The following is a 22,424-nucleotide window of genomic DNA, read 5'->3' on the forward strand; positions in this document are numbered from 1 at the left end:
GAGCCGAGCCGTGCTCATGGTCGAGGGCAGCCCTCAACCCTCACTCCCCCAAGCGGGAGCCCGGCACTTCCTAGCATCCTGCTCACCAGCAGCCCTACACACCAGAGTCCGGCTGACCCGGGCGCGTGGCCGAGAGCGGCGTCGAACCACCCCGTCCCATCCCGAACCGGGTCGTGCCCGACGCCAGCGCCGGAGAGTACTGCGCGGGGGACCGCGCGGGAGGCGAGGCCGCTGCGCGCCCGGACCAGCCGAACTCCCGGTCGCCACGCTCTCTCATCGCCGCGGGGTGGAGCAGCGGCAGCTCGTCGGGCTCATAACCCGAAGGTCGTGGGTTCGAATCCCACCCCCGCTACCACCCGAGCGCCCCAGGGATATCCCCCTGGGGCGCATCGTGTTTCGCACTCGCTTCCTCCGACGACACATTGGGCTACGCTTGCCCCAGCAGAGAGGAGAGCCCGTGCCTGATCTCACCCCCGCCTTCGCCCTGACCGCGATCGTCCTCATCCTGACCGCGCTCGCCTCCGGCATCGTGGCCCGAGTACCGATCTCCTATCCTCTCATCTTCCTCGTGCTCGGCGTCCTCCTCGGTCCGACCGGCTTCGGGATCATCGACCTGACCCCGCACAGCCCAATGCTCGAGGTCATCACCATCCTTACTCTCGCGCTGGTGCTCTTCATCGATGCACTCAAGATTCGCTTCGACGAGGTCGGCGATGACTGGCTCATCCCGATTCTCTCGCTCGGCCCAGGCACAATCCTGACAACCGCCGTCTACACCGTCGCCGCCTATGCGCTCTTCTCCACCACGCTCGCCGAGTCGCTGCTGCTCGGAGCGATCCTCTCCTCGACGGACCCCGTTGTCCTGCGTGACGTGCTCCGCGATGAGCGCATTCCCCGCTCGGTCCGCCGGGCCCTCGGCGTGGAGGCCGGCACGAACGACCTGATCGTCTTGCCCATCGTTTTGATCTTGATCGCGATGTTAGAGTCATCCACCCAGAGCCTGGAGCGCTGGCTCGCCTTCCTGGGTCAGCTCTTCGTGCTGGGGCCGCTCGCCGGCATCGGGATCGGCTGGACTGGCGCTTGGTTGATGGCGAAGGCAGATGCACGCTTCGGTATCTCTCGGCTGTACCAGGCGCTCTACGGGCTGGGGCTCGTGCTGGCCGCATACGTGGCCGGCGAGTCGATCGGGGGAAGCGGCTTCGTGGCAGCGTTCGCCGCCGGGGCAACCATCTCGATCAGCAATGTGGAGCTGTGCGATTGCTTCGTCGAGTACGGCGAGACTACCGCCGAGATCGCGATGCTCCTCGCCTTTACCCTCTTCGGCGCTCTCCTCTCGACCATGGTCACGCAGATCGAGCTGGTGCCGGCACTGCTCTTCGCTCTCGTCGGGATCGCGGTTGCTCGCCCGCTGGCGATGACTCTGGTGCTCCGACGAGCTGTCGCTAGCCGACAGGCCCGCCTCTTCATCAGTTGGTTCGGCCCCCGGGGTCTCAACTCGCTGCTCCTCGCTCTTCTAGCGATCCACAGCGGCGTCAGCGGTGCCGAGCGATTGCTCGCGATCGCTGGGGTGGTCGTCTTCGCTTCGGTGATCCTGCATGGCTCCTCTGCCACTCCGCTCGCCGCCTGGTATGGCCGGATAGTCGCTGAGGCAGCCCAAACGCCAGGGGAGGAGCGTGAGAGCACGGCCGCGGGGTTGTTTCGATCAACTGCCGGTGAGGTGCCACGGATATCGGCGAGCGAGCTGGCCGATCTGCTGGCCGGGCCTTCTCCGCCGCTGGTGCTCGACGTACGTGCTCGCGCGCACTACGCTGAGGACCAGGTGCGCATTCCCGGTAGCCTGCGTGTCCCGCCTGACCAGGTCGTGGAATGGGCCACAGGCCAGCCGCGCGACCGGCTGGTGGTCACCTACTGCACCTGACCGAACGAGGAGTCGAGCGCCCGTGCGGCGCGCCAGCTCCGGTCAATGGGTTTCGAAGCTGTGGCTCTGGAGGGCGGATTTCAGGCCTGGCGCGCCCGCTACCCGGTCGAGCCGATCGTCGAGGAAGGGGCGAGGGACATCTCGCCCTCGCGGAGCCGAGAATCCTAGCGCAGGTCCTCACCCCTCGCTTTCGCACCGCGATGGTCGCGAATGCCGTGCGTGCCGCGCGCTCTTACTTCGTGAGATAGACCATCGGCGGCTTCTGCTCGGTCGAGGGTGGCACCGTGATCTCGAGATCGATGCTGCCCTGCAGCTTCACCTCGTACCCGATCAGCATCCCCGAGAGCGCGGCAGCGCTCTTGTTGCCATTGAACTGGATCGAGGTGCACGGCGCGTAGATCGTGCCCTCGATCGTCCAGGTCCCCGTGCCGGAGACCTTGAGGACGTTCACCGAGTTGCACGCGCCGGAGGCATTCGTATTGTCGATCCAGATCGCGATCTCATCCCACCGGGCGGCATCCCCGGTCTGCCCCCAACTCGTCCCGGCCGCCTTGGCATCGCGGATGGTCAACGTCTTGATCGTGTTGGATGCCACTGAGAATGTGCTTCCACCGGTGAAGTACAGGAGCACGCCATCGCCGCCATCGATTACCTGAACGCTATTCGACGGATCGAAACTGACCCCATCGAAGCAGTAGATGCCGCGCTCGAGGATGATCGTATCTGCTTGCTTCAGGTTTTTGAGTGAGGTGGTCTTATTGGCCTGCGTGTAGTGGCCCGGATGCAGCGTCAGCGTCTTGGTGGTCTCGTTCCAGCCAGGGGCCGGCGGATCGCCGCCGCAGGCCCCCTTGGTCAGCGGCGACGGCGTGCCCCAGAGCGGGTCGGTGACGCCGCCCATGCCACCTGCCGCGAAGCCGCTCACCTTAAAGGTCCCCTCGGGCTGCTTCACGATGCTGCCGGCAGCCTCGAGGTTCCCATCGACCGACCCCTGGGTATTGCCGTTGAAGGTGATATCTGTATTCGACCCCACGCTGCCGCACGCCTGTGAGGGATCCTCGCAGACGATCGTGATGCAGGTGACCTTGGTGCACGATGTGCTCCCGGAGCCGCCCGCGCTCAGCCCGCCGAAGACCACGCCGTCCCCGTCTCGGCCGAGCGCCAGCAGCCCGAAGTGCTCGCCAGTGTTGATCACCGTCGCGGTAGCGGTGGCCGATACACTCCAGGGGCCGGTGTAGAGCGCGCGCAGGAAGAACGGTTCGAGCTGCCGCGTCACAGTCACGGTGACCTGTCGTGGGTGGAACGGTGGCGATGGCTTGAGGATCGGCGGCTGGACAACGGTGGTCGATCCGTCGTCGGGAAAGCCGTTCAGCCCGGCGAATCGCTCCGCAATGGCCTCGGCATCGGACTGGGTGACGAGACTCCCCGAGCTGTTGAGGTTGCGCGCCAGGGCCTTGCCCACCGCCATCGCGGCCGCGTCGGCCGCGTTCTGGGCCGCGCGTCGCTCGCTCATCAGGTAAGTGGCATCGATGGCAAGCGCGGTAAAGCCGATGAGGACGGTGATCATCAGCGCGAACAAGACCATGACCTGGCCCGGCGCCTGACCCAGCCGGGCAGGGCGATCCCACGCGCTCGCGCGGGCCGTGGGAACGGTGCCCTTGCGGAATCGGGGATGTGGGAAGCGTGCCATAGCTGCTCGTCCCCCTCAATAGTGAATCCGCATCGTGCTAGAGGCACTCATCGGGATCGACACATCGAAGACGATTCCAACCGCCGGCTGGAAGGTGTACGTCGCAGTCACCGTCACCTCGACACCAGGTCGATTGGGCATGTTCGGGCAGATAGCCTGGTTGGGTACCGTCCCGGACCCGAGGCTATCCGACCAGGTCGCCGTCAGCGTGAGGGCGTTCGGATCGATACCTTGCACCAGGTCGCGGACATAGGGCGTGAGGTACTTCGAGTAGTTGGATGGGGTCACCGATGGGTTCCCCACGCAGCCGTGGGCTGCGGCGTAGCGAGCGCCTTCGCGAGCCGCATTGCGGAGCTGGCCATACACGAACACGGCTCGGCCAGCCTCGATGACGCCAAAGACCAGCATAAAGAAAACCATCGCCCCGAGGGCGAACTCGACCGTTGCCTGACCCCGCCTGACACGCTTCATGGCCCCACATCCTTACAGCCACCGGCCGGATCTACCGTGGGGTCGTACCAGGGCCGGAACTGGACGCGCATCTGGGCAGTGCGCGACAGGCGCACCGAGTCTGGTAGCCCAGGCACTGGAAAGATCGGGTGGAACTCGTACTCCACGCGGACGATCGCGATGCACTCCGGCATCGCTTCCGTGCCCATCCCTGGCTCGGCTTTCGAGTCAGGATCCTTGAGGATCGAGCTCACGGTGACAACTGGCTGCTCCCCCCAGATGGTATGGTCGCTCCCGAGCTCATCCATTGCGGCAGTAATCATCTTCTGCTCGATCGCATCGACGTCGTCGCTCGGCGAGAGGAACGCTCCCATCGAGCCGTACTGCGCGCCGGCGCGCGCCATGTTGCCGAGCTGCACCCAGGCGGTAAAGGCGCGACCGAACTCGAACAGGGCGAGAATCAGCAACAGGAGGAAACCGGCAATGACGGCCAGCTCAACCAGAGCCTGCCCAGGGTGGTATGGAAGGCTCGGAGGTCGGCGCGCTACTCGCGGCCCGGTCCCCTCGCTGCTCAGGACCATACCTGCTCACCCCGATCAGCGAGACCAACAACAGAAAAACCGGCTCAACCCTCTCGTCGGCCGGTTGCGCCACTCGCTCAGCGCGGGCCAGGCGCCCATACTAGAGCCCACGCGTCATCGCTGCCGTTTCGGGTTACTCGATTGTGTCCTGCGCCAGAGGCTCAGCGTACTGTCAGCACCGCCCTCAATGGCCCTCCCTCAGGAGCGATAGGCAGAGCCTCTGCGCGGCGACGTGGCCGCCAGTGCGCATTCTGACAGGCTACCCTTCCTGTCGACAGGATAGAGGAATGGTAAGTAGAGTCAAGAGTACGAATGTACCGTGGCGCCGTTTTGTATAGTCGCACCCCGTTCACGGTCCTCCGGCACCCCGCCCAGCATGCATACACAGGCAACAGCAGCGGGCGGCAAGGCATGGTGGCTTCTATCCTGCGCCCTTTGATCTAGCTATGCGGGTCGTTCTATACTGCTACAGCACCTTGAGCTGAAAGGAATCGGCTATGCCAGCAACCTCTCCCGCAGAGATGCATCTGCGGTTCGCCGAAGCGTTCAATAGAGGAGATCGGGAGTCCCTGCTCGCCCTCTACGAGCCGGAGGCGACATATGTGGCGGGGCCCGAGCAGCTTGCCACCGGCACAGCGCAACTCAGCGCGGCCTTCCAGCAGCTCCTGGCGCTAAAGGGACACCTGGCGCTGGACACGAGGTTCGTCTCGCAGTGCGGCGACCTTGCGCTCCTCATCGGCGACTGGAGCCTAACCGGCGCTGGCTCGGACGGGAAGGCGATGGTGCTCCACGGGAACTCGGTTCAGGTCGCGCGGCGGCAGGCCGACGGGTCATGGCGGTTCGTCATCGACATACCGAGCGGAGAGCGAATCCTCCGGTGAAGCAGGGAGAATACCGCAACGCGCGATTGTTCCGGCCGCTGGCAACACGTGGGGGAACCACTGGGATGGACATAATATTTCTCCGTTCGAGAGGGTAGGGAGAGCGGTTGGGCGACCCAATCCGGGCCTGGTGACGTGAGGGACGGAGGCAGGGAAGTCTCGCCGGCACGGCCAACTCGGCTGGCTACACCGTGTCGATCCGGCAGAGCCGCTCCGTGACCAGAGCCTTGCCAGGACTCGCAGCGGCCGGCCTCTACAGAGGCCATCGCTTGTCGAACCGCCGCGAGGAAGCGAGTGCCACCATCAAGCAAGAAAGGCTCGCGGCAGGCGGCCTCTCACTCGAGGCACCGCGCCCGGCGCTCCGGCACGCTGATACCACGTCCAGCCCGTCATGGCCCGCCGACCCATGACGCTCGAGTCCAGGAGAGTCTCGATCGGGCTCGGGTACCGCGCCACCAGCGACAGGAGTTCGGGCCAAGGATGGAAGAAGCAGCCGTGAGCTCCGGCGACCTCACCGTTGTCGGGCGCGAGAGACCACCGAGTCTGCAAACGCGCCCCGCAGCCGATCTCACACAAGCACCGCCTGCCAGGGAGCAGCGTCCAGGACCAGGTGCAGCCGCACTAGGGGGCTGCTGGAGCACCCGAAGCTATTGCGCATAACTCTCCTTATGCGCAAGATAGACGTTCAGGTGCGTGCACGGGCTCGACGAATTCCAGCATGCCCGGCGCACGGCCCCGCCCCTCCTTGCGCTGCCGAGCTCCGCTCAGCGTCAGCCGCGCCGGCTCGTGCGGCACGACCACCAGGCCAAAGAGCTCGCAGGACACCGCAGCGTCCAGCATCATCGGACAGCCCACTGCACCATGCGCCGGGCTCGATCCGTCGTGCGCACTGCGCGGGAGCTACCCCCAAGTCCCTCATTGCGCCCCTTCATTGCTCGTCTCGTCGCCGGCTACAAGCCCACCGGGAGCACTGGCGGCGTCGCGAACAGCGCGTTGTACCGCACCAGGAGCAGCAGCCATTCCGTTACCGTCAGTTCCGCCCGCCTCACCAGCCGCAACCAGCCCGAACTTGCGCTAGGTCGCGAGCTCGCCTGCTGGGTAACACCTGGGGCACGTCCTGGGAGCTCGTCAACAAGAGATCGACCGTCACCGCGCTAGGCGAAGGGGCTTCAGCATTACGAGCAGACAGAGCAACGGGATTGCGTCGATGACGACGTCCAGCGCGTGTTCTCGCAGATCTCGCTTCACCCGCCCAGCAGTCGCACCACCACGCCAATCGCCCCGCCGGCGAGCACCAGCCACGCGGAGTTCACCTTGAAGCGCAGCAAGAGCACGAGCGCTATCAGCGCCAGCCCAGCCGTCAGTGGATCGACGATCGCCTCCCGGCCGAGCTGCCACGAGACCGCCGCCATCAGCGCCATTGCTGCCACGTTCACGCCGTCCAGCAGCGGCGCCGTCCACGGGGAACGCCGCAGGCGCGGAACGAACGGCTCGATGGCGGCGACAAAGAGGAACGACGGTAGGAAGATCCCGATCGTCGCCAGGACCGCGCCGGGCCAGCCGGCCACCAGGTATCCGACGAACGTCGCGGTCGTGAAGACTGGCCCCGGGGTGAACTGGCCAACGGCCACGGCGTCGAGGAGCTGCTGGTCGGTAAGCCAGCCGAGCCGCTCGACGAAGTCGCGACGCAGGAACGCCAGCAGCACGTAGCCACTGCCATAGAGCACCGCGCCGATTTTGAGGAACGTGAGGAAAAGCTGGAGCAGGCTAACCGGCACCGCCGGCGCCGCGAGCGAGAGGGCCGGCAGCGGCAGGCCACCGAGCGGCAACAGCATCGCAGCCGAGCTGCCCCGCCATTGCCGCGCAAGGTGAACCAGCAGTACGGCGAGCGCACCGCCGAACAGGATGGCGATCTCATTGATTCCCAGGAAGTACAGTACCAGCGCGGCCAGGCCCACTGTCGCCAGGAAGACACTCCGCACGGCCGCGCGCGCCAGCCCCCAGAGCGCCTGGCCGACGATCGCGATGATCACCGGTTTGATCCCATAGAGTAGCCAGCCAGCCTCAGGCGTGGAGCCCCAGCGCACGTAGGCCCAGGCAAGGCCCAGCACCATGAGCGCGGCCGGCGTGATGAACAGCGTCCCGGCGGCAATCAACCCGCGCCAGCCCGCCCGCAGGTACCCGCAGTGGATCACCATTTCTGTCGAGTTCGGGCCAGGGATCAGGTTGGTGGCGCCGATCAGGTCGAGGAAGTACTGTTCACTCAGCCAGCGCCGGCGGACGACCACCTCCTCGCGGAGCATGGCGATGTGGGCTGCCGGGCCGCCGAACGCCGTGAATCCCAGCTTGAGCGCAACCCACGCCACCTCCCCGAGCGGCCCTGGCTCCACAGCCGGCACCGTGCGTCCTGTCGCCATCTCCCGATCGGGCATCCACCTCCCCTTCGCACGATGCGGTATCGATACCTGCCAGCCAGCAGGCTGCGCCGGCAGTATACCAGCGGGCGCTTCCGCCACTGTGAACGCTCGATGACCAATCTTGTATCTATCTCCGGCGCGCACCCTCCCCTCGATACGACGCTGCGGGTAGCATTGCGCCGGTCGCGCCGCTCGGCTCGGGCGGGACGCACCGGCAGAGCGTCGTGTGAAACGGGGAAGCGATGACTCTTATGAGTGGGCAGACACGGGCGCAGATCGCCGTCCCGGCGGAGCGGTTCCTGGCCCTTATCGAGGTCGTCGCCGTCTGGGCCTCCAGCCTCGCGCTCCTCTGGGCATTCTCCCGTGGGCTGCCCGCGATCGATGATTGGCAGCGTGACGTCTTCGGCCAACCCTTCCTGACTACCCTTTTCGTCTTCATCGCGCTGCCGCTCCTGTTGCTCCTGGCCACCCGGCGGAGCCTTCCCGCCTACGGCCTCACCTTTGCTCCCATCGCCCGCCCACTGGAGGCCGGCTGCCTGGCGCTGGCAGTCCTGGGACCACTCAGTGGGCTCGCGTTCCCGCTGTTGATTGCGCTCGACCTCTCGCCGACCGGATGGCCAGGTGCGGTAGTCCTCGCACTGTGCTACGCCGCCTCCCTACCAGTCGTCGCCTACGCTGTCCGTAACACGCAACCGGTCGAGCAACGGGCGCCGCAGGCACGTGCAGTCACTGGCCTGGTGCTTTCGCTCGGGCTCGCGCTCGCGCTGGCAGCGCTCGCCCGACCACACACTTCCCTGGTCCCGGCGATCCTCTATCGGCTCTTCGTTGTTGCCCTCGCCGAAGAGGTGTTCTTCCGCGGTTACGTGCAGTCGCGGCTCAATGAGTCGTTCGGGCGTCCCTACCGCCTGCTCGGCGCACCCTGTGGTTGGGGGTTGGCCATCGCCGCGCTGTTCTTCGGCCTGGCTCATGCGCTCAGCCCCGCCGGACCGTTCCAGTGGGGATGGGGTCTGTGGACAGCAATCCTCGGCGTGATCTTCGGGTACCTGCGCGAGAAGAGCGGCAGCGTCCTAGCGCCAACGGTCGTGCATGGAATCCTGATCGCGGTCGCGGTTATCGCCGGCGCCGGCTAGGGGCGAGCTCCGGGTCGACTCGGAACTCTCACTCAGGCTTCATCTCCGCCTGGTGATCGACGACCACGAGGAACCAGCATGCCCACCAGGTGAGCGGGCCGATGACGCTGGTCACCCGCCGCTCTGGGGAGCGTTCTGGACAAGAGAGCGTTATGACCGTCAACGCGTGGCTGCAGCCAGCGCGAGCGTGACGTCCCAGGTCGCTGGGTCGCCCTGGTAGTCCGTTCGCTGAGCCAGGGACGAGGCCACGAGCGCCTGCGAGTCGAAGGCTTGTTCAGCCTCTTCCGCCTGGGCCAGCGTTGCGTGGGTGGCTGGGTGGCGCGGGATGAAGACGGTGCAGCAGTCATCGTCCGGCACCCGGGAGATCGGCTCGGTGCCGATCTGGATCGCCTCGCCCAGGATCTCGTCCTTGTTGAACCCCACCAGCGGGCGCAGCAGCGGCAGGTCGGTCACCGCGCCGATCACCCGCATATTCTCGAGCGTCTGCGAGCTGACCTGCCCCAGACTCTCGCCGGTGACCACCGCCCCGGCGCCCTGCTCGTACGCGATCGCGGTGGCGATTCGCATCATCAGTCGCCGGTACAGCACGACACGGAGGGCCGGCTGGCTGGCCAGCGCGATCTCGCGCTGCGCGTCGCCGATCGGCACGACGATGAGCCGTACGCCTGGCTGGTAGCGCCCGAGATGCCGCGCGATCTCGACGGCTTTCTCGATCGAGATCGGGCGGACGTACGGGTAGGCATGGAAGTGCACCAGCGTTACGAAGCAGCCACGCTTCATCATCCGGTAAGCGGCGACCGGCGAGTCGAATCCCCCGGACAGCAGGACGACGACGCGGCCGCTGACACCAACCGGCAATCCACCGGGACCCTTGACCGCCTCGCCGCTGACCAGCGCGCGGTCGTAGAGAATCTCTACCTGGTAGGTGACGTCGGGCTCGGTCAGGTTCACCGGCGCGCCGGTACGATCCTTGATGAATTGGCCCAGTTCACGTTCGAGTTCCGGCGAGGTCAAGGGATAGCTCTTGTTCGTGCGTTTGGCGCGCACGCGGTAGCTTCCTGATGGAGGACCGAGAAGCTCCATCAGCTTCGCGAGCCCGGCCTGTATTTCTTCCTGCCGCAGGCCCGTCTCGAGCGCAAGGGAGAAGTTCGCGACCCCGAAGACCCAGGACAGCCGTTCGCGAACCGTTGGCCAGGTCTCGAGCCCCGGGATCGGGATCACCAACCGCGTGTTACGCACCCTGACGCGCTCGTGCGGCACGTCCCGCAGCGCGTGCTCGACGTTCTGCACCAGCGTGTGCATGAACCAGGGCCGGTTCGCTCCTTTGAGCGCGACCTCGTGCACCCGGGCAACCACGATCGGCTTGTACCCGCTGTCCACTCGCCCGTTCACGACCACGACATTCGATTCCAACGCCGAGCAAGGAGTCGACAGACTCCTGCCCGGACCATTCTTGGATCCGCGGCACGTCGTGCACGCCGCTAGCGAGCGTCACCGGCCATGGACTACGCCCTCAGGCGCTCGCCGACCAACCGGACGAGCTCATCCTCCTCGGGGAAACGGCCAGTCATGTGCTTCGAATAGACCAGCTCTCCATCGACCGTGACTTCGAAGCGCCCGCCGTCTGATGGCTTGAGCGCGATCTCCTCGATGTACTCCTCGAACCGGCCCACCAACAGCTCCACCGCACGGGTGGCACGCTTCTGGTAGCCTCAACTCGTGCAGTACTCGATCCGGATCGCGTGCAGCACGACGCCCCCTTTCCACTCCGCACCGCGTCGCACAACTGCGTGAGTATACCAAATAGAGTATGCTTGGCCGCTTGGAACCGTGCGGTCGGGAGCGAGGGGTACGCCAGCGATGCGGGTGATGAAGTTCGGCGGAACATCGGTCGGTAACGCAGAGGCTATCGACCAGACGGCCCGGATTCTCACCGAAGCCTACCGGTCGGGCGAGCCGGTCGTGGCTGTCGTCTCGGCGATGAGTGGTGTGACGAACCAGCTTCTGGCCTCCGCCGCAGCCGCCGCATCCGGACAGGGCGACGCGAGCAGCGAGCTCCGACAGTTTCTGCTCGATCGTCACCTGGCTGTCGTCGCCGAGCTGGTGCACGATCTTGGGCGACGCGCGCAGGTCACGGTGACGCTGGAGGAGATCGCGAGCCGCTGCGCGCGGCTGGTAGAGTCAGTGCATATCCTCGGTGACCTCTCGCCCAGAGCACAGGACTGGATTGTCTCCTTCGGCGAGCGGATGAGCAGCGTCCTTGTCGCCAGCGTGCTCCAGGATCGCGGCATTCCGGCCGTTGCCGTCGAGAGCGACCAGGTGATCATCACTGACGATGCCTTCGGCAATGCCTCCCCGCTCCTCGAGCAGACGCGCGCGCGAGCTCAGGAGCGCCTGGGGCCGCTCCTCGCCGAGCGGAAACTGCCCATCGTGACTGGTTACTTCGGGGCGACGACCAGCGGGTCGGTCACCACGCTCGGCCGGGGCGGATCCGACTTCTCGGCGTCGATCCTGGGCTACGCGCTGGACGCCGATGAGGTCTGGATCTGGACTGACGTCGACGGCGTGATGACCGCCGACCCGCGTCTGGTGCCGGAGGCGCGCACCCTCCCGTCGATCTCGTTCGCCGAGGCAACGGAGCTGGCATACTTCGGCGCCAAGGTGATCCATCCCCGCACGATGCAACCGGCCGCCGAGCGCGGCATTCCGATCTGGATCAAGAACACGTTCCGCCCAGAACACCCTGGCACGCGTATCGGCCCGGACACGACGCAGGACGGTTCGGTGGTCAAGGCCATCACCGCGATCCCCGGCGTCAGCGTGATTACGGTCGAGGGAAGCGGGTTCCTCAGCGTCGCCGACGTAACCGCGCGCGTGTTCGACACAGTCGGCGAGACCGGCGTCAACGTCTATATGATTTTCCAGGCATCCTCGCAGCACTCGCTGGGCTTCGTGGTTCGCCAGGCCGATACGGCGAAGGTGCTGGCGGCACTGGAGCAAGAGTTCGAGTTGGACTTGCTCAAGGGCCGGGTCATGCGCATCTGGGAGGATCCGAACCTGGCGGTCGTGGCGGTGGTCGGCGCTGGCATGCGGGGCACACCCGGTGTGGCCGGTCGCGTCTTCCAGACGCTGGGCCAGAACCGGATCAACATTGTGGCGATCGCCCAGGGATCGTCGGAGTTGAACATCTCCTTCGTGATCGCCGAGCACGAGGTGACCCGCGCTGTGCCAGCCATTCACGCGGCATTCGGCCTCGGCAACGCGAGGGAGGCATAGGCTCGCGGACTCACCGCAGACGCCTCCAGCGCGGACGAACTTCTCGTCACCCTGAGCGCCTTCCGGGCACGCACGTGGATCATCCCGCCGTCTCGCCGGACGCGGGGTGGCAGCTAGGACTCGGTCGGCGGCAACTCCGCAGTCTCGGCTATGCCCGCCTCTGCTCCTGACGATGGATCCGCTCTCGGCGCTGCCGGCGGTGGCAGAGTCTCGTTCGGATGTGACGACGCGGCCCGACGCTGCCGGCGCAGGGCCGCGAGGCTGGTGAGGATGACCAATATCGGCATGACCAGGAAACCACCGATGAAGAGGACATCACCCCAGTCTAGCGAGCGCACGACCATATCCTCATCTCGCCGCGTCCTCGCCTCCCTCGAACATAAAACGCTCCGGCAGACGATCCGGCTCCAGGGCTAGGGCAGGGAGGGCACTCGATGCTGACCTGGATCGCGCTGACGTTCCTCGCGGCCGCCGCGCTGCGCCTGGGGATCGCTTGGCTGCTGCGCCGGCTCGGCGTCGAGCCGGCCGCGCCCGAGCAGCGGGCCGGCGGCTTTCGTGACGTGGTAGCACGCCTCCGAGACTGGACGGCGAGTCGTCCCGGCCGCGGCTGAACGTTCCCTGCGAGGAGCCATCGCCCAATAAGGCGGCGATTCATCTCCTCAACCCTGCGCCGGTGATCCCTCCTCGCTCTGGCCGGTAGGATCACCTGAGGATCGAGCTCGATCGTCTCGCTCATTCCGGCGGCTGCCGAAGTCGCGGAGGCGCTCAGCGTACGCGCGGAGCCGGTCCGACACCAGGCGATGGACGGTTCCTTCGGGATATTGGCCATCCGGCCCGCGCTCGCCAGCCGGGATGCCGGTCAGGATCTCGATCCCCTCGTCGACCGTCCGCACGGCCCAGACATGGAACCGCCCCTGCCTCACCGCCTCCACCACCTCGTCCTTGAGCATCAGGTGCTGCGCATTGGCCGCCGGGATGATGACCCCCTGCCCTCCGGTCAAGCCCTTGGACTTACAGACGGCATAGAAGCCTTCGATCTTCTCGCTGACCCCGCCGACCGCCTGGATCTCCCCATGCTGGTTGACCGATCCGGTGACGGCGATCCCCTGCTCGAGCTCCAGCCCCGAGAGCGCCGAGAGCAGCGCGTAGAGCTCAGCCGAAGAGGCGGAGTCACCTTCGATCTCCTCGTACGCCTGCTCGAACGTGATCGAGGCGCTGATGGAGAGCGGGAACTCCTGAGCGTACGCTCCGGCTAGATAGTTGGAGAGAATCAGGAAACCCTTCGAGTGAATCGGGCCGGAGAGCGCGATCTCCCGCTCGATGCTGACGACCGCGCCTCGGCCCAGCGAGACGCGCGCCGTCACCCGCGTCGGCCGGCCGAAGGCGTAGTCTCCGAGCTGGATGTACGACAGGCTGTTGATCTGCCCGACGCGCGTCCCCTCGGTGTCGATCTGAAGTGTCCCCTCGGCGATGAGCTCGCGGATACGCTCCTCCACCAGATTGGAGCGGTATTCCTTCTGCTCGATCGCCCGGTCGACGTCTTCGGCCGTTACCAGCTCGCGATCAGCCTTGCCGGCCCAGTAGCTGGCTTCGGCGACCAGGTTGCTGATCTCGAGGAGCTGGAGCGAGAGCTTGCGCTGGTGTTCGACGATCCGGGCGCCGTACTCGATGACGCGTGCCACGGCCCCGCGATCGAAGTGTCGCAGCCCACCGTCGCGGACACACCGGCTGATGAACGCGGCGTACTCTAGCGCATGCTCGTCGTTCCAGTCCATATCCGGGGCAAAGTCGGCCCGCACGCGGAACAGCTCTTTGAAGTCCTCGTCCAGGGCAGACATCAGGTGATAGAGCAGCGGCGTGCCGATCAGCACCACCTTCACGTCGAGCGGGATCGGCTGCGGGCGCAGCGACGCTGTTGGAACCGGGTTCAACAACTGAGCCCCCAGGTTTTCGATCACGATCTGCCGGCTGAGCAGCGCTCGCTTGAGCCCTTCCCAGGCGAAGGGGTTGCGCAGTGTATCGGCCAGGTGCAGCACGAGGAATCCACCGTTTGCCCGATGGAGGGCACCGGGCCGAATCTGGCTGAAGTCGGTGACCATAGCGCCGAAAGCAGCGCGGTAGTCGATGCGCCCCAGCACGTTATAGTAGCTGGGGTTGCGCTCGAAGATCACCGGCGCTCCCTCGAGCCTGCTGTTGTCGACGAGCACGTTCACGCGGTAACGTGCCAGGTGCTCCTCCTGCTGGACCACCTGAAGCTGCGCGATCGGCGGCGGGACGTTGGCCGCTTGCGGCGGGAAGAAGTCGTGCAGGTGATCCGGCAGATCCTCGCGCACCTCCTCCAGGTACGCGAGGACGGCTGGCTGATCGGCATAGCGCTCGCGCAGATCGTCGAAGAGCGACCCGACGGCGAAGAGCGCCACTTCGCGGTCGAGCTGGCGCAGCCGCTCCGCTGCCTGCTTCTCGAGCCGGCGCACTTCGCGCAACGTATCGGCGATGCGCGCCTGGATCTCCTGGTTCCTGCGCTCCAAGTCCTCGCGCACCGGCGCCGGGAGAACCTCGAACGCCTCCGGCGTGATGGGGCGCCCCTGCACCACCGGCACGCTGACGACACCGGCTGGGGTCGCCTCGAGCGCGAATCCTCGCTGTTGAGCGAACTCCTGCGCTGCCGTCCAAAGCTCGCCCCGTTGGCGCTCGAGCCTGTCCACGATCTCTCGACGGCGACGGTCGTATTCGTCGCTCTCGAAGGCTCGAGGGATCGCCTGCTGGGCCGCCCGCACGAACTCGTCCATGTCCCGCGCGAACTGGATGCCGCGCCCGGCTGGGAGGGCGATCGCAACCGGCTGCTCCGGGTCTTTGAAGTTGTGGACGTAGACCCAATCCGGCGGAATCGGTCGCCGCCGGGCGTAGCGTTCAAGGTAACGGCGGACGGTGCTCTCGCGTCCTGAACCGGGTCGACCGGCGACGTACAGGTTATAGCCTTCGGTCGGGATCTCCAGCCCGAACTCCAGCGCGCTCAGCGCGCGCGGCTGGCCAATCGTGGCTTCCAGGGGCTCGATGTCGGCGGTCGTCTCGAACGGCAGGCGCGCCGGATCGAGGCGGCGCCGCAACTGGTCCGGTGCGAGTGCCAGGTGCGCAGCCGCTGCCCGGGTCAACTCGGACATCGCCCCCCCCTTCCCGGTCTAGCCCAGAGCTGGGGCCAGCATGAGGTTGAGCAAGACGAAACCGAGCCAAGAGATTGCAGCAACCACGAGTGTTCGCGTCGTTGTCAGGTCGAGCGCCTCGCGCAGGGCGACGATGGTGGCCAGGAGCACCCAGACGAAGACGAGTGGCCCGAGCACGACGAGGAACGGCGGGAAGATCCCACCCAGGGCCAGCAAGAGCACCGGAGTCTGGGCGAAGCCCAGCGTGCGCACGAGCTGGCCGATCGTAGCCGAGGTTTCAGGACCAGGTAGTGCTTTGGTTCCGATCAGGTAGGCGATGATAAGGAACAGGGTCCAGGAAATGAACGCCGTGGCAGCTCGCGTGTAGACGCCGGCCAACCCGACGGCCGGCAGCAGCGCCACCCCGCTGGCCAGCGACGCCAGGACCACGACGAGCAACGCGGGTACCGTCGCGCTGTACTCGCGTTCCAGCTCATCGTAGATCGTGGGGTCGAGCCTGGCCGCCCCGATCATCCAGCGCAGCACACCTGCTCCTTTCCGCCTTGGCCTCTCCCCGGCCACCTCGGCCGCTAGCGCGGCCACCCGTACTCCTTGACGACCCACACGTACGGTTCCGGCACCTCGAGGAACTCGACCCGCAGCCCGAGCACCCGCGCTTCCCACAAGAACCGGGCGACCCGATCGGGATCTACGTAGAGCCGGTCGGGCGAAGCGGCGACGACAACATCGAACTCTTTGTGCCACATCGCGGTCCGCAGCCGCTTCAGCTCGGGCCGGCTTTCCGGTAGGTCCGGCAGCACCTCGCGAAAGACCGCGGTCACCTGGTAGCCGGTGTCAGCGGCATAGTCACGACAGCGCTGCTCCTGCTGTGCCAGCTCGGTTTGAGGATCGCTCTTCTTCTGGACCCGGGCGCCGAGGAAGAGCGCTGCGCGTTCGTGCATGGTGAAAGTCCCTTCGCTCTCCGACCCCGCCACTGCCATTCTGCCACGATTTCCAGAAGCGCGATAACGGCTAGCCACGCAGGCCCTATATGGTAGGATTTAGCCAGATCTGTATGTACACTACGATAATTGGGTCGTGCCCCTCACGTTAGGAAGCATGGTCATGGTGGAGCGGTTCAATCTCACTGAGCAATCACTGGCTGAGGCAAGAGCGCACAGCATTATCCTACCCGGCCGCAGTTTGCAGCACCTCAACGGCGTAGTTCCTGAAGGCGCTGTGAAGCTTTTGCACTCACTCGGACAACAGGCAGTACCAGCTATTGCCAAAGACCCAGTCCTTATAAGACAGATCAATGCCGTTGTTCGACAGCTATCATCGAATCACCAGCTATTTCTCGGTGATAGCCGAGAGGTTCTAACTGCCCTTCCTGATGAGTCAGTACATCTGATTGTCACGTCACCTCCGTACTGGACACTTAAGTCCTATCCTGAACGCACCGGGCAGCTCGGTCTGATTGCTGACTATGAAGCCTTTCTGGATGAGCTCGACCATATTTGGAGAGAGTGCTTCCGTCTACTAGTACCCGGTGGACGCTTGATAATCGTAGTTGGTGATGTCTGCTTACCACGGCGTCGATTCGGCCGTCACGTGGTGTTTCCACTACATGCAAGCATCCAAGAGCGCTGCCGAAAGATTGGATTCGATAACCTGGCTCCTATCATCTGGTATAAGATCGCAAATGCTCAACTGGAGGCTACTGGAAATTCTGGTAGTTTTCTTGGTAAGCCATATGAGCCTAACGCGATTATCAAGAATGATATTGAATTTATTCTCTTCCAACGCAGGCCTGGAGGTTATCGTAGCCCCTCTGACATAGTTCGTATTCTCTCAGTCATACCAGAAGACTGTCATCGGGAATGGTTCAGGCAAGTATGGACACTTAATGGCGCCTCCACTCGTTATCATCCTGCTCCATTTCCACTCTTACTTGCCGAACGCCTGGTCCGGATGTTTAGTTTTGTCGGCGACACAGTCCTTGACCCCTTTATGGGGACAGGGACAGCAAACGTTGCGGCGGCGATGTGGGGACGGAACAGCATTGGAATTGAGATTGAGCCGTCCTACCTTCCTCTGGCAATCCGGCGCTTAGAAAAGCTTCAGCAAGCAACGTTAGCCTTCTGACGCGGAGGTCAAATGACGGCTATTAGCATTCCTGACCGCGTTTTCTATGAAGCCGTGCAGGAATTCTGGCGGGTAAGGGAGGAACAAGCAGCTCGGCAGCTTCAGCGAGGCACCCCCGATCAAGGCTACCGGGGAGCAGTCACCGGTGGCAAGCAGATGCACGGATTCGCTCGGAAGATTGAAGAGCTTCTTATTGGTGCTGGCGTAAGCAAGGATGATATCTTTTATGGACTGAAACCCACTACCTTGCCCGGTTTCTATCGGCCAACCAAGGAATGGGATATCATTGTTGTCTCCAAAGGTCGGCTCATCGCAGCGATAGAGCTCAAATCACAGGTAGGACCCTCGTTCGGTAACAACTTCAATAATCGTGTAGAGGAAGCAGTGGGGACGGCTGTCGACTTATGGACTGCCCATCGCGAGAGTGCATTTAGTGTTCTATCGAACCCTTGGTTAGGCTATTTCTTCGTCCTTGAAGATTGTACAAGATCAAGGAGTGTTGTAAGGATAGAAGAACCACATTTTGAGGTACTGTCTGAGTTTAAGGAGACGTCCTACGCTAAACGCTACGAGATATTTTGTCGCAAGCTAGTCAAGGAGCGCCAATACTCTGCCGCTTGTCTCCTGCTTGTGGACCGCTCAAAAGCCCACGAACGAGCGAATTACGATGAGCCGGCCGAGGATCTCTCAGCCCGACGATTCTTGGCTCAGCTTCTTGGTCATGTCCTTGGGCAGTTAAGTTCCTAAATCGACTTTGTTATGGTCTCGATCGAGCTGAATCGGGGTGATGGTCAGCCTGAACCAGAGGAGGCTCCATGAAGGTCGTTCGACGTGGCGAGCAGCCGGCCCAGCGCGGCACTACCTTCACCGGGGAGGTAACCCTCGAGCGGCTGCTCGAGGCGCAGCAGCCCGGCGGTGTCAGCGTGGCGCGAGTCACCTTCCGCGACGGCGCTCGCACCCACTGGCACACTCACCCGGGCGAGCAAGTGCTGGTGATCCTCGAAGGGCGCGGGATCGTCGGCAACGAGCGGGAGCAGGTCGAGGTTCAGCCGGGCGACCTGGTCTACACCTCGCCAGGCGAGAAGCACTGGCACGGCGCAGCGCCTGGCCAGACGATGGTGCACTTGAGCATCACCACCGTCGGCCCGGCCGAGTGGTACGGGCCGGTGGAGCAGCCACCCATCGACACGGCCCCGGATCAGCAGTGAGTGAGATCGAGAGGAGCTGGCGATGCAGTCGGCGCAGCACCGGGAGCCAGCAAAGGACCCTACCATGGAGGCAGTCGAGCGCTTCAACCAGGCGTTCAACCGCCATGACGTCGATGCGGTGATGGCCGCGATGACCGAGGACTGCGTCTTCGAGAACACCTTCCCCCCACCAGACGGTGAACGCTTCGAGGGCCAGGCGGCCGTCCGCGCCTTCTGGGAAGCCTTCTTCCTCTCGTCGCCGGGCGCGGTCTTCGAGGTCGAGGAGCTGTTCGCGACCGGGGATCGCTGCGTCGTGCGCTGGCGGTACCGCTGGGCCCCAGACGTCGAGGGCACGCCTGGACACATCCGCGGTGTCGATCTGTTCCGCGTGCGCGACGGCAAGGTTGCGGAGAAGCTCTCGTACGTGAAGGGATAACGCAAGGAACTGGCCGTACGGTCAGCAGATCGACCGGGAGCGACGCGAGATCGGGCAAACTGGGCCGGGCTGAGCTCGACGATGAGGGTCGCGCCCGCAGCGAGCGAGTGTGACAGCAACGCCTCGTCGCCGAGATGTGACGCGCTGTCCCCGATTCTCTGACGAGCATGTTTTCCGAGGGCTCGCCCACTGTCCATGGCCCCCGTCTGACATCGATGTCAGGCTCGCCTACTTACTCCGAGTACCTGCGTGGTGTTCACTTCGGGCCGGACGGCCAGTAATCACACACGCGAGGTCAGGAATAAGGTGCACGACTACCTGGCCGCCGGCACCCGGCTGGTCTGGGGGCTCTCGCCCAAGAGTCGCTCGGTTACCGTCTACACCCCAGACGGCCAGGCCCGCGAGCTCGGCCCCGAGGAGGAACTCGATGGGGGCGGCGTGCTCCCAGGCCTCCGCGCGCCGGTGGCGTCGCTCTTCGCGGTCGAGCCCTGATCCTCACCCCAGGCTGATCGCACTCACGCCGGCTAGCACCGCCCCCACCCCGGCGAGCTGTACCGGGCGCAGCCGTTCCCCGAGAACAAAGCGGGCCAGGAGCACCGTGCTCACCGGGTAGAGCGAGCCCAGCACCCCTACAACGCTCAACGCGCCGAGGCCCGAGGCGACGCCGAAGAGGAGATTCGAACCCGCATCCAGCGTCCCCGCAGTCACGATCAACAGGCTAGTGAGCCGCCGCGAATCCGATCGAACCGTCGTGTCCCCAGCCGCCGGCTTCACGGTAGCCGGCCTAGATTCCCCCAGCGGTGACTCGCCGCCAAGCGCGTGCCCGAAGACTCGGCGCGCCAGCAACCCGCCGAACAGCGCGGTGACGACCGCCAGGCGCAGCGCGAGCACAGCCCAGACCGGATGAGCCGTGCTGGCCGCGTTCAGCCCGACCAGCGCGCTCCCGATCCCGGCCGCGGCCACCAGCCCGAGCCCAGCAGCCACCCAACCCGGCTGGCCGCCAGCCGGCGTCGATGGCGCCGCCGCGGCTGCAGCAACGCCGAGCAGGCTCAGCGCCATCCCGACGAGCTGCAGCCCGGACGGTCGCTCGCCCAGGGCCAGGCCGGCCAGCAAGGGCACAGCCCCGGAGAGCGCCGAGATCGGCGCCACGACCCCCATCGGTCCGAGAGCTAGCCCCCGGTAGAGCGCCCCGAGCCCCACCGCCGCGCCGACCGCTCCCAGCGCCGCGTAGCCGAGGCGGGCATCCCGCGGCAGGGCATCCCTACTTGCCAGGAGGACAAGGGCGACCAGCGCCAGCCCCGCGAGCTGGGTGCCGAGCAGCACAGTTACGAGCGGCGCTCGCCGGTTAGCCAGCCCAGCCAGGAAGTCGGCAGCCCCCCAGAGGAGGCTCGAGACCAGCGCTAACCCGACCCCGACCACTGGCGCTATCCCGGCCTCTCCGTCGCGGCCACTCCCCTCTGGCTTTCTAGCAGCCGCTCGGCGGCCTGGCGCAGCGACTCCGGCAGACACTGCGGGTCGACCAGGCCAGCGCGGAGATCGGCAGCGGCCAGTTCTGGGTCGCGCTGCTCCAGCGGCCCGTAGCCAGCGCCACCCGGCAGGCGCAGCTCGAGCCGGTCATCCGGCGTCTGCAACGTGATCTGCCCGGAGCGCAGCTCCTCCGGTCCGAGCCGCCGGCCATTGACGATCACCTCGGTACAGGGACCATCCTGCCCCCCAGCGAGCCCCTTCGGAGGGAAACGCAGCCGGTCAGGGTCGATGAAGACGTTCACCGGGAGCGGGTACCCGGGCAACGGGCTGAACTCGAGCTGGTGCCCGAAGGCACCACGCCACTGCCCCAGCCCGGCCGAATCCGGTCGAAGCGAGCGCGTTCGCACCAGGACCGGCGTGCGGCTCTCGAAGATCTCGACCGGCACGTTGCGAGCGCTCGAGGGGAAGCAGTTGCGACCGATCCCGTCCCGCCCCAGGCTCGCGCCACGCCCGCCGGCAGTGAAGAAGTGCGCGTTGTAGAAGCGTCCGTCCGGCTCCTGGCCGTAGACATGGATCGAATGCATCAATCCGTTGCCGGCCTGCACCCGGTCGGGCAGCGCCGTCGCCAGCGCGCCGAAGATGAGCGCGTGTAGGTGCCAGCCGGTGCGCGTGCGCGAGCCGACCGAAGCCGGGACTGTGCAGTTGAGGATCGAACCTTCCGGCGCGATCACCTCAATCGGCCGGAAGGTGCCCTCGTTGGCCGGGACAGTCGGGGAGAGCAGGCACTTGAGCGGGTAAGCAGTGTGGGCCCTGGTGTAGGTCAGCGTGCAGTTGATGCCTCCGCGGGGACGTTGCCGATCCGATCCAGTGTAGTCGACCAGGATCTCGTCGCCCCGCACCAGGATCCGGCAGCGCAGGTAGACCGGCTCGTCCAGCCCGTCGGCCCACACCTCGTGCTCGTAGACCCCGTCCGGCACCGCGGCGATCGCCTCGCGCATCGCCCGCTCAGAATACGCCTGGATGACCCGGGAGATAGCCTTGAGATCCGGCAGCCCGTACTCGTCGAGGAAGGCCAGTACCCGCTCGGCGCCGAGCCCGTTCGCGGTGAGCTGGGCCTCGATATCGGTCAACACCAGGTCGGGCGTGCGCACGTTCTCGCGGATGAAGGCGAAGGCGGTCTCGTTCGGCCGGCCGGCATCGTAGAGCTTGAGGATCGGGATGCGCAGGCCGTCCTCGTAGATGTCGCGCACGGTGCGGCGGTCGAGCGAGCCGCCGATGCTGGTGGTATGGGCGACGCTGACGGCGAAGGCGACGACCCGGCCATCGCGGAACACTGGCGTGATCAGGGCAATGTCGTCCAGGTGCCCGGCGCACAGCCAAGGGTCATTCGTGATGTAGACATCGCCGGGACGCATCTGCTCGATGGGGTAGCGGGCGATCACTCCTCGCGTGACGGTCGGCATGACCAGGTTGAAGACGGGCATGCTGCGGTTGGAGTGGGCAACCGAGCCCGCGTCGGCGTCCAGGATCTCGCAGCCGAAGTCCTGGGCCGCGCCGATGATGGTGGAGACAGCAGTGCGCAGGATGGTCACCCACATCTCGTCGGCGATGCCGATGAGCCGGCTCCACATGATCTCCAGGCTGACCGGGTCGAACGACGGCTGGGCAACGTCCTGGCCCACTCCTCGCGTCTCACTCATCGATCGAAT

The 22,424-nt window shown here is 65.4% G+C and carries 22 protein-coding genes, 1 tRNA gene, 1 rRNA gene, 1 pseudogene and 1 riboswitch; of the genes and pseudogenes, 12 read left to right on the forward strand and 13 right to left on the reverse strand.

The genetic code is table 11. From position 1 onward, the window contains the following. The first annotated feature begins 121 nt into the window (after positions 1-121). The 3 genes from rrf to NET02_RS15060 all read left to right on the forward strand — a co-directional run bounded on the left by rrf (position 122) and on the right by NET02_RS15060 (position 1,918). Positions 122-240 (forward strand): 5S ribosomal RNA (gene rrf, locus NET02_RS15050). Between the two features lie 40 nt (positions 241-280). Beyond that, positions 281-355 (forward strand) — tRNA-Met (locus NET02_RS15055). A gap of 102 nt (positions 356-457) precedes the next feature. Further along, entirely contained in the window at positions 458-1,918 is a 1,461-nt protein-coding gene (locus NET02_RS15060; RefSeq protein ID WP_284058254.1) for a cation:proton antiporter domain-containing protein, read from the forward strand. 232 nt (positions 1,919-2,150) lie between these two features. Here NET02_RS15060 and NET02_RS15065 read toward each other — a convergent pair whose 3' ends face one another. The 3 genes from NET02_RS15065 to NET02_RS15075 are packed head-to-tail and all read right to left on the reverse strand — an operon-like array spanning position 2,151 to position 4,636. After that, the gene (locus NET02_RS15065) at positions 2,151-3,605 is read right to left on the reverse strand and encodes a pilus assembly protein TadG-related protein (protein WP_284058255.1); all 1,455 of its coding nucleotides are present in this window, start codon (positions 3,603-3,605) and stop codon (positions 2,151-2,153) included. A 15-nt stretch (positions 3,606-3,620) separates the two neighbouring features. Next, the gene (locus tag NET02_RS15070; RefSeq protein WP_284058256.1) at positions 3,621-4,076 is read right to left on the reverse strand and encodes a TadE/TadG family type IV pilus assembly protein; all 456 of its coding nucleotides are present in this window, start codon (positions 4,074-4,076) and stop codon (positions 3,621-3,623) included. Then, positions 4,073-4,636 (reverse strand): TadE/TadG family type IV pilus assembly protein, encoded by a 564-nt coding sequence (locus tag NET02_RS15075; RefSeq protein ID WP_284058257.1) that lies wholly within the window; start codon positions 4,634-4,636, stop codon positions 4,073-4,075. Before NET02_RS15075 ends, NET02_RS15070 begins: the two co-directional genes overlap by 4 nt. Before the next feature lie 51 nt (positions 4,637-4,687). Then, positions 4,688-4,770: riboswitch (cyclic di-GMP riboswitch) on the reverse strand. A gap of 363 nt (positions 4,771-5,133) precedes the next feature. Here NET02_RS15075 and NET02_RS15080 point away from each other — a divergent pair. After that, on the forward strand, positions 5,134-5,517 hold the full coding sequence (locus NET02_RS15080) for a YybH family protein (RefSeq protein WP_284058258.1): 384 nt from the start codon (positions 5,134-5,136) through the stop codon (positions 5,515-5,517). Between the two features lie 1,244 nt (positions 5,518-6,761). On the opposite strand, the gene chrA is transcribed toward NET02_RS15080, so the two are convergent. Further along, a complete protein-coding gene (chrA, locus tag NET02_RS15085) occupies positions 6,762-7,949 on the reverse strand; it encodes a chromate efflux transporter (RefSeq protein ID WP_284058259.1) in 1,188 nt (395 codons plus the stop codon). Between the two features lie 236 nt (positions 7,950-8,185). On the opposite strand from chrA, the gene NET02_RS15090 reads away from it, so the two are divergent. After that, a complete protein-coding gene (locus NET02_RS15090; RefSeq protein ID WP_284058260.1) occupies positions 8,186-9,064 on the forward strand; it encodes a CPBP family intramembrane glutamic endopeptidase in 879 nt (292 codons plus the stop codon). 28 nt (positions 9,065-9,092) lie between these two features. On the opposite strand, the gene NET02_RS15095 is transcribed toward NET02_RS15090, so the two are convergent. The 3 genes and pseudogenes from NET02_RS15095 to NET02_RS15105 all read right to left on the reverse strand — a co-directional run. Further along, on the reverse strand, positions 9,093-9,227 hold the full coding sequence (locus tag NET02_RS15095) for a hypothetical protein (RefSeq protein ID WP_284058261.1): 135 nt from the start codon (positions 9,225-9,227) through the stop codon (positions 9,093-9,095). Next, a complete protein-coding gene (thiI, locus tag NET02_RS15100) occupies positions 9,224-10,456 on the reverse strand; it encodes a tRNA uracil 4-sulfurtransferase ThiI (protein WP_284058262.1) in 1,233 nt (410 codons plus the stop codon). Before thiI ends, NET02_RS15095 begins: the two co-directional genes overlap by 4 nt. A 113-nt stretch (positions 10,457-10,569) precedes the next feature. Beyond that, a pseudogene (locus NET02_RS15105) lies at positions 10,570-10,764 on the reverse strand (Rdx family protein); the annotation flags it as partial. 160 nt (positions 10,765-10,924) lie between these two features. Here NET02_RS15105 and NET02_RS15110 point away from each other — a divergent pair. Beyond that, positions 10,925-12,340 carry an aspartate kinase gene (locus NET02_RS15110; RefSeq protein WP_284058263.1) on the forward strand — a complete coding sequence of 472 codons (1,416 nt, stop codon included), beginning with the start codon at positions 10,925-10,927 and terminating at the stop codon, positions 12,338-12,340. 113 nt (positions 12,341-12,453) lie between these two features. Here NET02_RS15110 and NET02_RS15115 read toward each other — a convergent pair whose 3' ends face one another. After that, the gene (locus NET02_RS15115; RefSeq protein ID WP_284058264.1) at positions 12,454-12,678 is read right to left on the reverse strand and encodes a hypothetical protein; all 225 of its coding nucleotides are present in this window, start codon (positions 12,676-12,678) and stop codon (positions 12,454-12,456) included. A 96-nt stretch (positions 12,679-12,774) separates the two neighbouring features. Here NET02_RS15115 and NET02_RS15120 point away from each other — a divergent pair, with 96 nt between their 5' ends. Then, a complete protein-coding gene (locus tag NET02_RS15120) occupies positions 12,775-12,951 on the forward strand; it encodes a hypothetical protein (protein WP_284058265.1) in 177 nt (58 codons plus the stop codon). A gap of 48 nt (positions 12,952-12,999) precedes the next feature. On the opposite strand, the gene NET02_RS15125 is transcribed toward NET02_RS15120, so the two are convergent. From NET02_RS15125 to NET02_RS15135, 3 genes are read right to left on the reverse strand one after another with little or no spacing between them, the layout of a single operon-like run. Further along, positions 13,000-15,501 carry a Lon protease family protein gene (locus tag NET02_RS15125; RefSeq protein WP_284058266.1) on the reverse strand — a complete coding sequence of 834 codons (2,502 nt, stop codon included), beginning with the start codon at positions 15,499-15,501 and terminating at the stop codon, positions 13,000-13,002. 18 nt (positions 15,502-15,519) lie between these two features. Next, a complete protein-coding gene (locus NET02_RS15130) occupies positions 15,520-16,026 on the reverse strand; it encodes a YIP1 family protein (protein WP_284058267.1) in 507 nt (168 codons plus the stop codon). 44 nt (positions 16,027-16,070) lie between these two features. Continuing rightward, the gene (locus NET02_RS15135; protein WP_284058268.1) at positions 16,071-16,442 is read right to left on the reverse strand and encodes a recombinase family protein; all 372 of its coding nucleotides are present in this window, start codon (positions 16,440-16,442) and stop codon (positions 16,071-16,073) included. Between the two features lie 163 nt (positions 16,443-16,605). On the opposite strand from NET02_RS15135, the gene NET02_RS15140 reads away from it, so the two are divergent. The 5 genes from NET02_RS15140 (at position 16,606) to NET02_RS15160 (ending at position 19,740) form a co-directional block, all read left to right on the forward strand. Then, complete coding sequence (locus tag NET02_RS15140) at positions 16,606-17,625, forward strand: DNA-methyltransferase (RefSeq protein WP_284058269.1); 1,020 nt, start codon at positions 16,606-16,608, stop codon at positions 17,623-17,625. Positions 17,626-17,637: 12 nt separating this feature from the next. Continuing rightward, a complete protein-coding gene (locus NET02_RS15145; RefSeq protein WP_284058270.1) occupies positions 17,638-18,372 on the forward strand; it encodes a PaeR7I family type II restriction endonuclease in 735 nt (244 codons plus the stop codon). A 68-nt stretch (positions 18,373-18,440) separates the two neighbouring features. Beyond that, the gene (locus NET02_RS15150) at positions 18,441-18,833 is read left to right on the forward strand and encodes a cupin domain-containing protein (protein WP_284058271.1); all 393 of its coding nucleotides are present in this window, start codon (positions 18,441-18,443) and stop codon (positions 18,831-18,833) included. Positions 18,834-18,855: 22 nt separating this feature from the next. Beyond that, positions 18,856-19,248, forward strand: coding sequence for a nuclear transport factor 2 family protein (locus NET02_RS15155; protein WP_284058272.1), 393 nt, complete (start codon positions 18,856-18,858; stop codon positions 19,246-19,248). Positions 19,249-19,497: 249 nt separating this feature from the next. After that, on the forward strand, positions 19,498-19,740 hold the full coding sequence (locus NET02_RS15160; RefSeq protein ID WP_284058273.1) for a Uma2 family endonuclease: 243 nt from the start codon (positions 19,498-19,500) through the stop codon (positions 19,738-19,740). A 3-nt stretch (positions 19,741-19,743) separates the two neighbouring features. Here NET02_RS15160 and NET02_RS15165 read toward each other — a convergent pair whose 3' ends face one another. Beyond that, positions 19,744-20,667 (reverse strand): EamA family transporter, encoded by a 924-nt coding sequence (locus NET02_RS15165; RefSeq protein WP_284058274.1) that lies wholly within the window; start codon positions 20,665-20,667, stop codon positions 19,744-19,746. Positions 20,668-20,672: 5 nt separating this feature from the next. After that, positions 20,673-22,415, reverse strand: a complete 1,743-nt coding sequence (locus NET02_RS15170) for a hydantoinase B/oxoprolinase family protein (protein WP_284058275.1) — start codon at positions 22,413-22,415, stop codon at positions 20,673-20,675. Positions 22,416-22,424 lie beyond the last annotated feature (9 nt).

This window comes from Thermalbibacter longus, assembly GCF_023806485.1.
GTDB classification, from domain to species: Bacteria; Chloroflexota; Chloroflexia; order Thermomicrobiales; family Thermomicrobiaceae; genus Thermalbibacter; species Thermalbibacter longus.

Coding starts and splice junctions, on each gene's coding strand:
- NET02_RS15090 (WP_284058260.1), top strand. CDS start 8,186: ATGAGTGGGCAGACACGGGCGCAGATCGCCGTCCCGGCGGAGCGGTTC.
- NET02_RS15075 (WP_284058257.1), bottom strand. CDS start 4,636: ATGGTCCTGAGCAGCGAGGGGACCGGGCCGCGAGTAGCGCGCCGACCT.
- NET02_RS15155 (WP_284058272.1), top strand. CDS start 18,856: ATGCAGTCGGCGCAGCACCGGGAGCCAGCAAAGGACCCTACCATGGAG.
- chrA (WP_284058259.1), bottom strand. CDS start 7,949: ATGCCCGATCGGGAGATGGCGACAGGACGCACGGTGCCGGCTGTGGAG.
- NET02_RS15145 (WP_284058270.1), top strand. CDS start 17,638: ATGACGGCTATTAGCATTCCTGACCGCGTTTTCTATGAAGCCGTGCAG.
- NET02_RS15065 (WP_284058255.1), bottom strand. CDS start 3,605: ATGGCACGCTTCCCACATCCCCGATTCCGCAAGGGCACCGTTCCCACG.
- NET02_RS15135 (WP_284058268.1), bottom strand. CDS start 16,442: ATGCACGAACGCGCAGCGCTCTTCCTCGGCGCCCGGGTCCAGAAGAAG.
- NET02_RS15125 (WP_284058266.1), bottom strand. CDS start 15,501: ATGTCCGAGTTGACCCGGGCAGCGGCTGCGCACCTGGCACTCGCACCG.
- NET02_RS15110 (WP_284058263.1), top strand. CDS start 10,925: ATGCGGGTGATGAAGTTCGGCGGAACATCGGTCGGTAACGCAGAGGCT.
- NET02_RS15170 (WP_284058275.1), bottom strand. CDS start 22,415: ATGAGTGAGACGCGAGGAGTGGGCCAGGACGTTGCCCAGCCGTCGTTC.
- NET02_RS15140 (WP_284058269.1), top strand. CDS start 16,606: ATGGTGGAGCGGTTCAATCTCACTGAGCAATCACTGGCTGAGGCAAGA.
- NET02_RS15150 (WP_284058271.1), top strand. CDS start 18,441: ATGAAGGTCGTTCGACGTGGCGAGCAGCCGGCCCAGCGCGGCACTACC.
- NET02_RS15120 (WP_284058265.1), top strand. CDS start 12,775: ATGCTGACCTGGATCGCGCTGACGTTCCTCGCGGCCGCCGCGCTGCGC.
- NET02_RS15080 (WP_284058258.1), top strand. CDS start 5,134: ATGCCAGCAACCTCTCCCGCAGAGATGCATCTGCGGTTCGCCGAAGCG.
- NET02_RS15070 (WP_284058256.1), bottom strand. CDS start 4,076: ATGAAGCGTGTCAGGCGGGGTCAGGCAACGGTCGAGTTCGCCCTCGGG.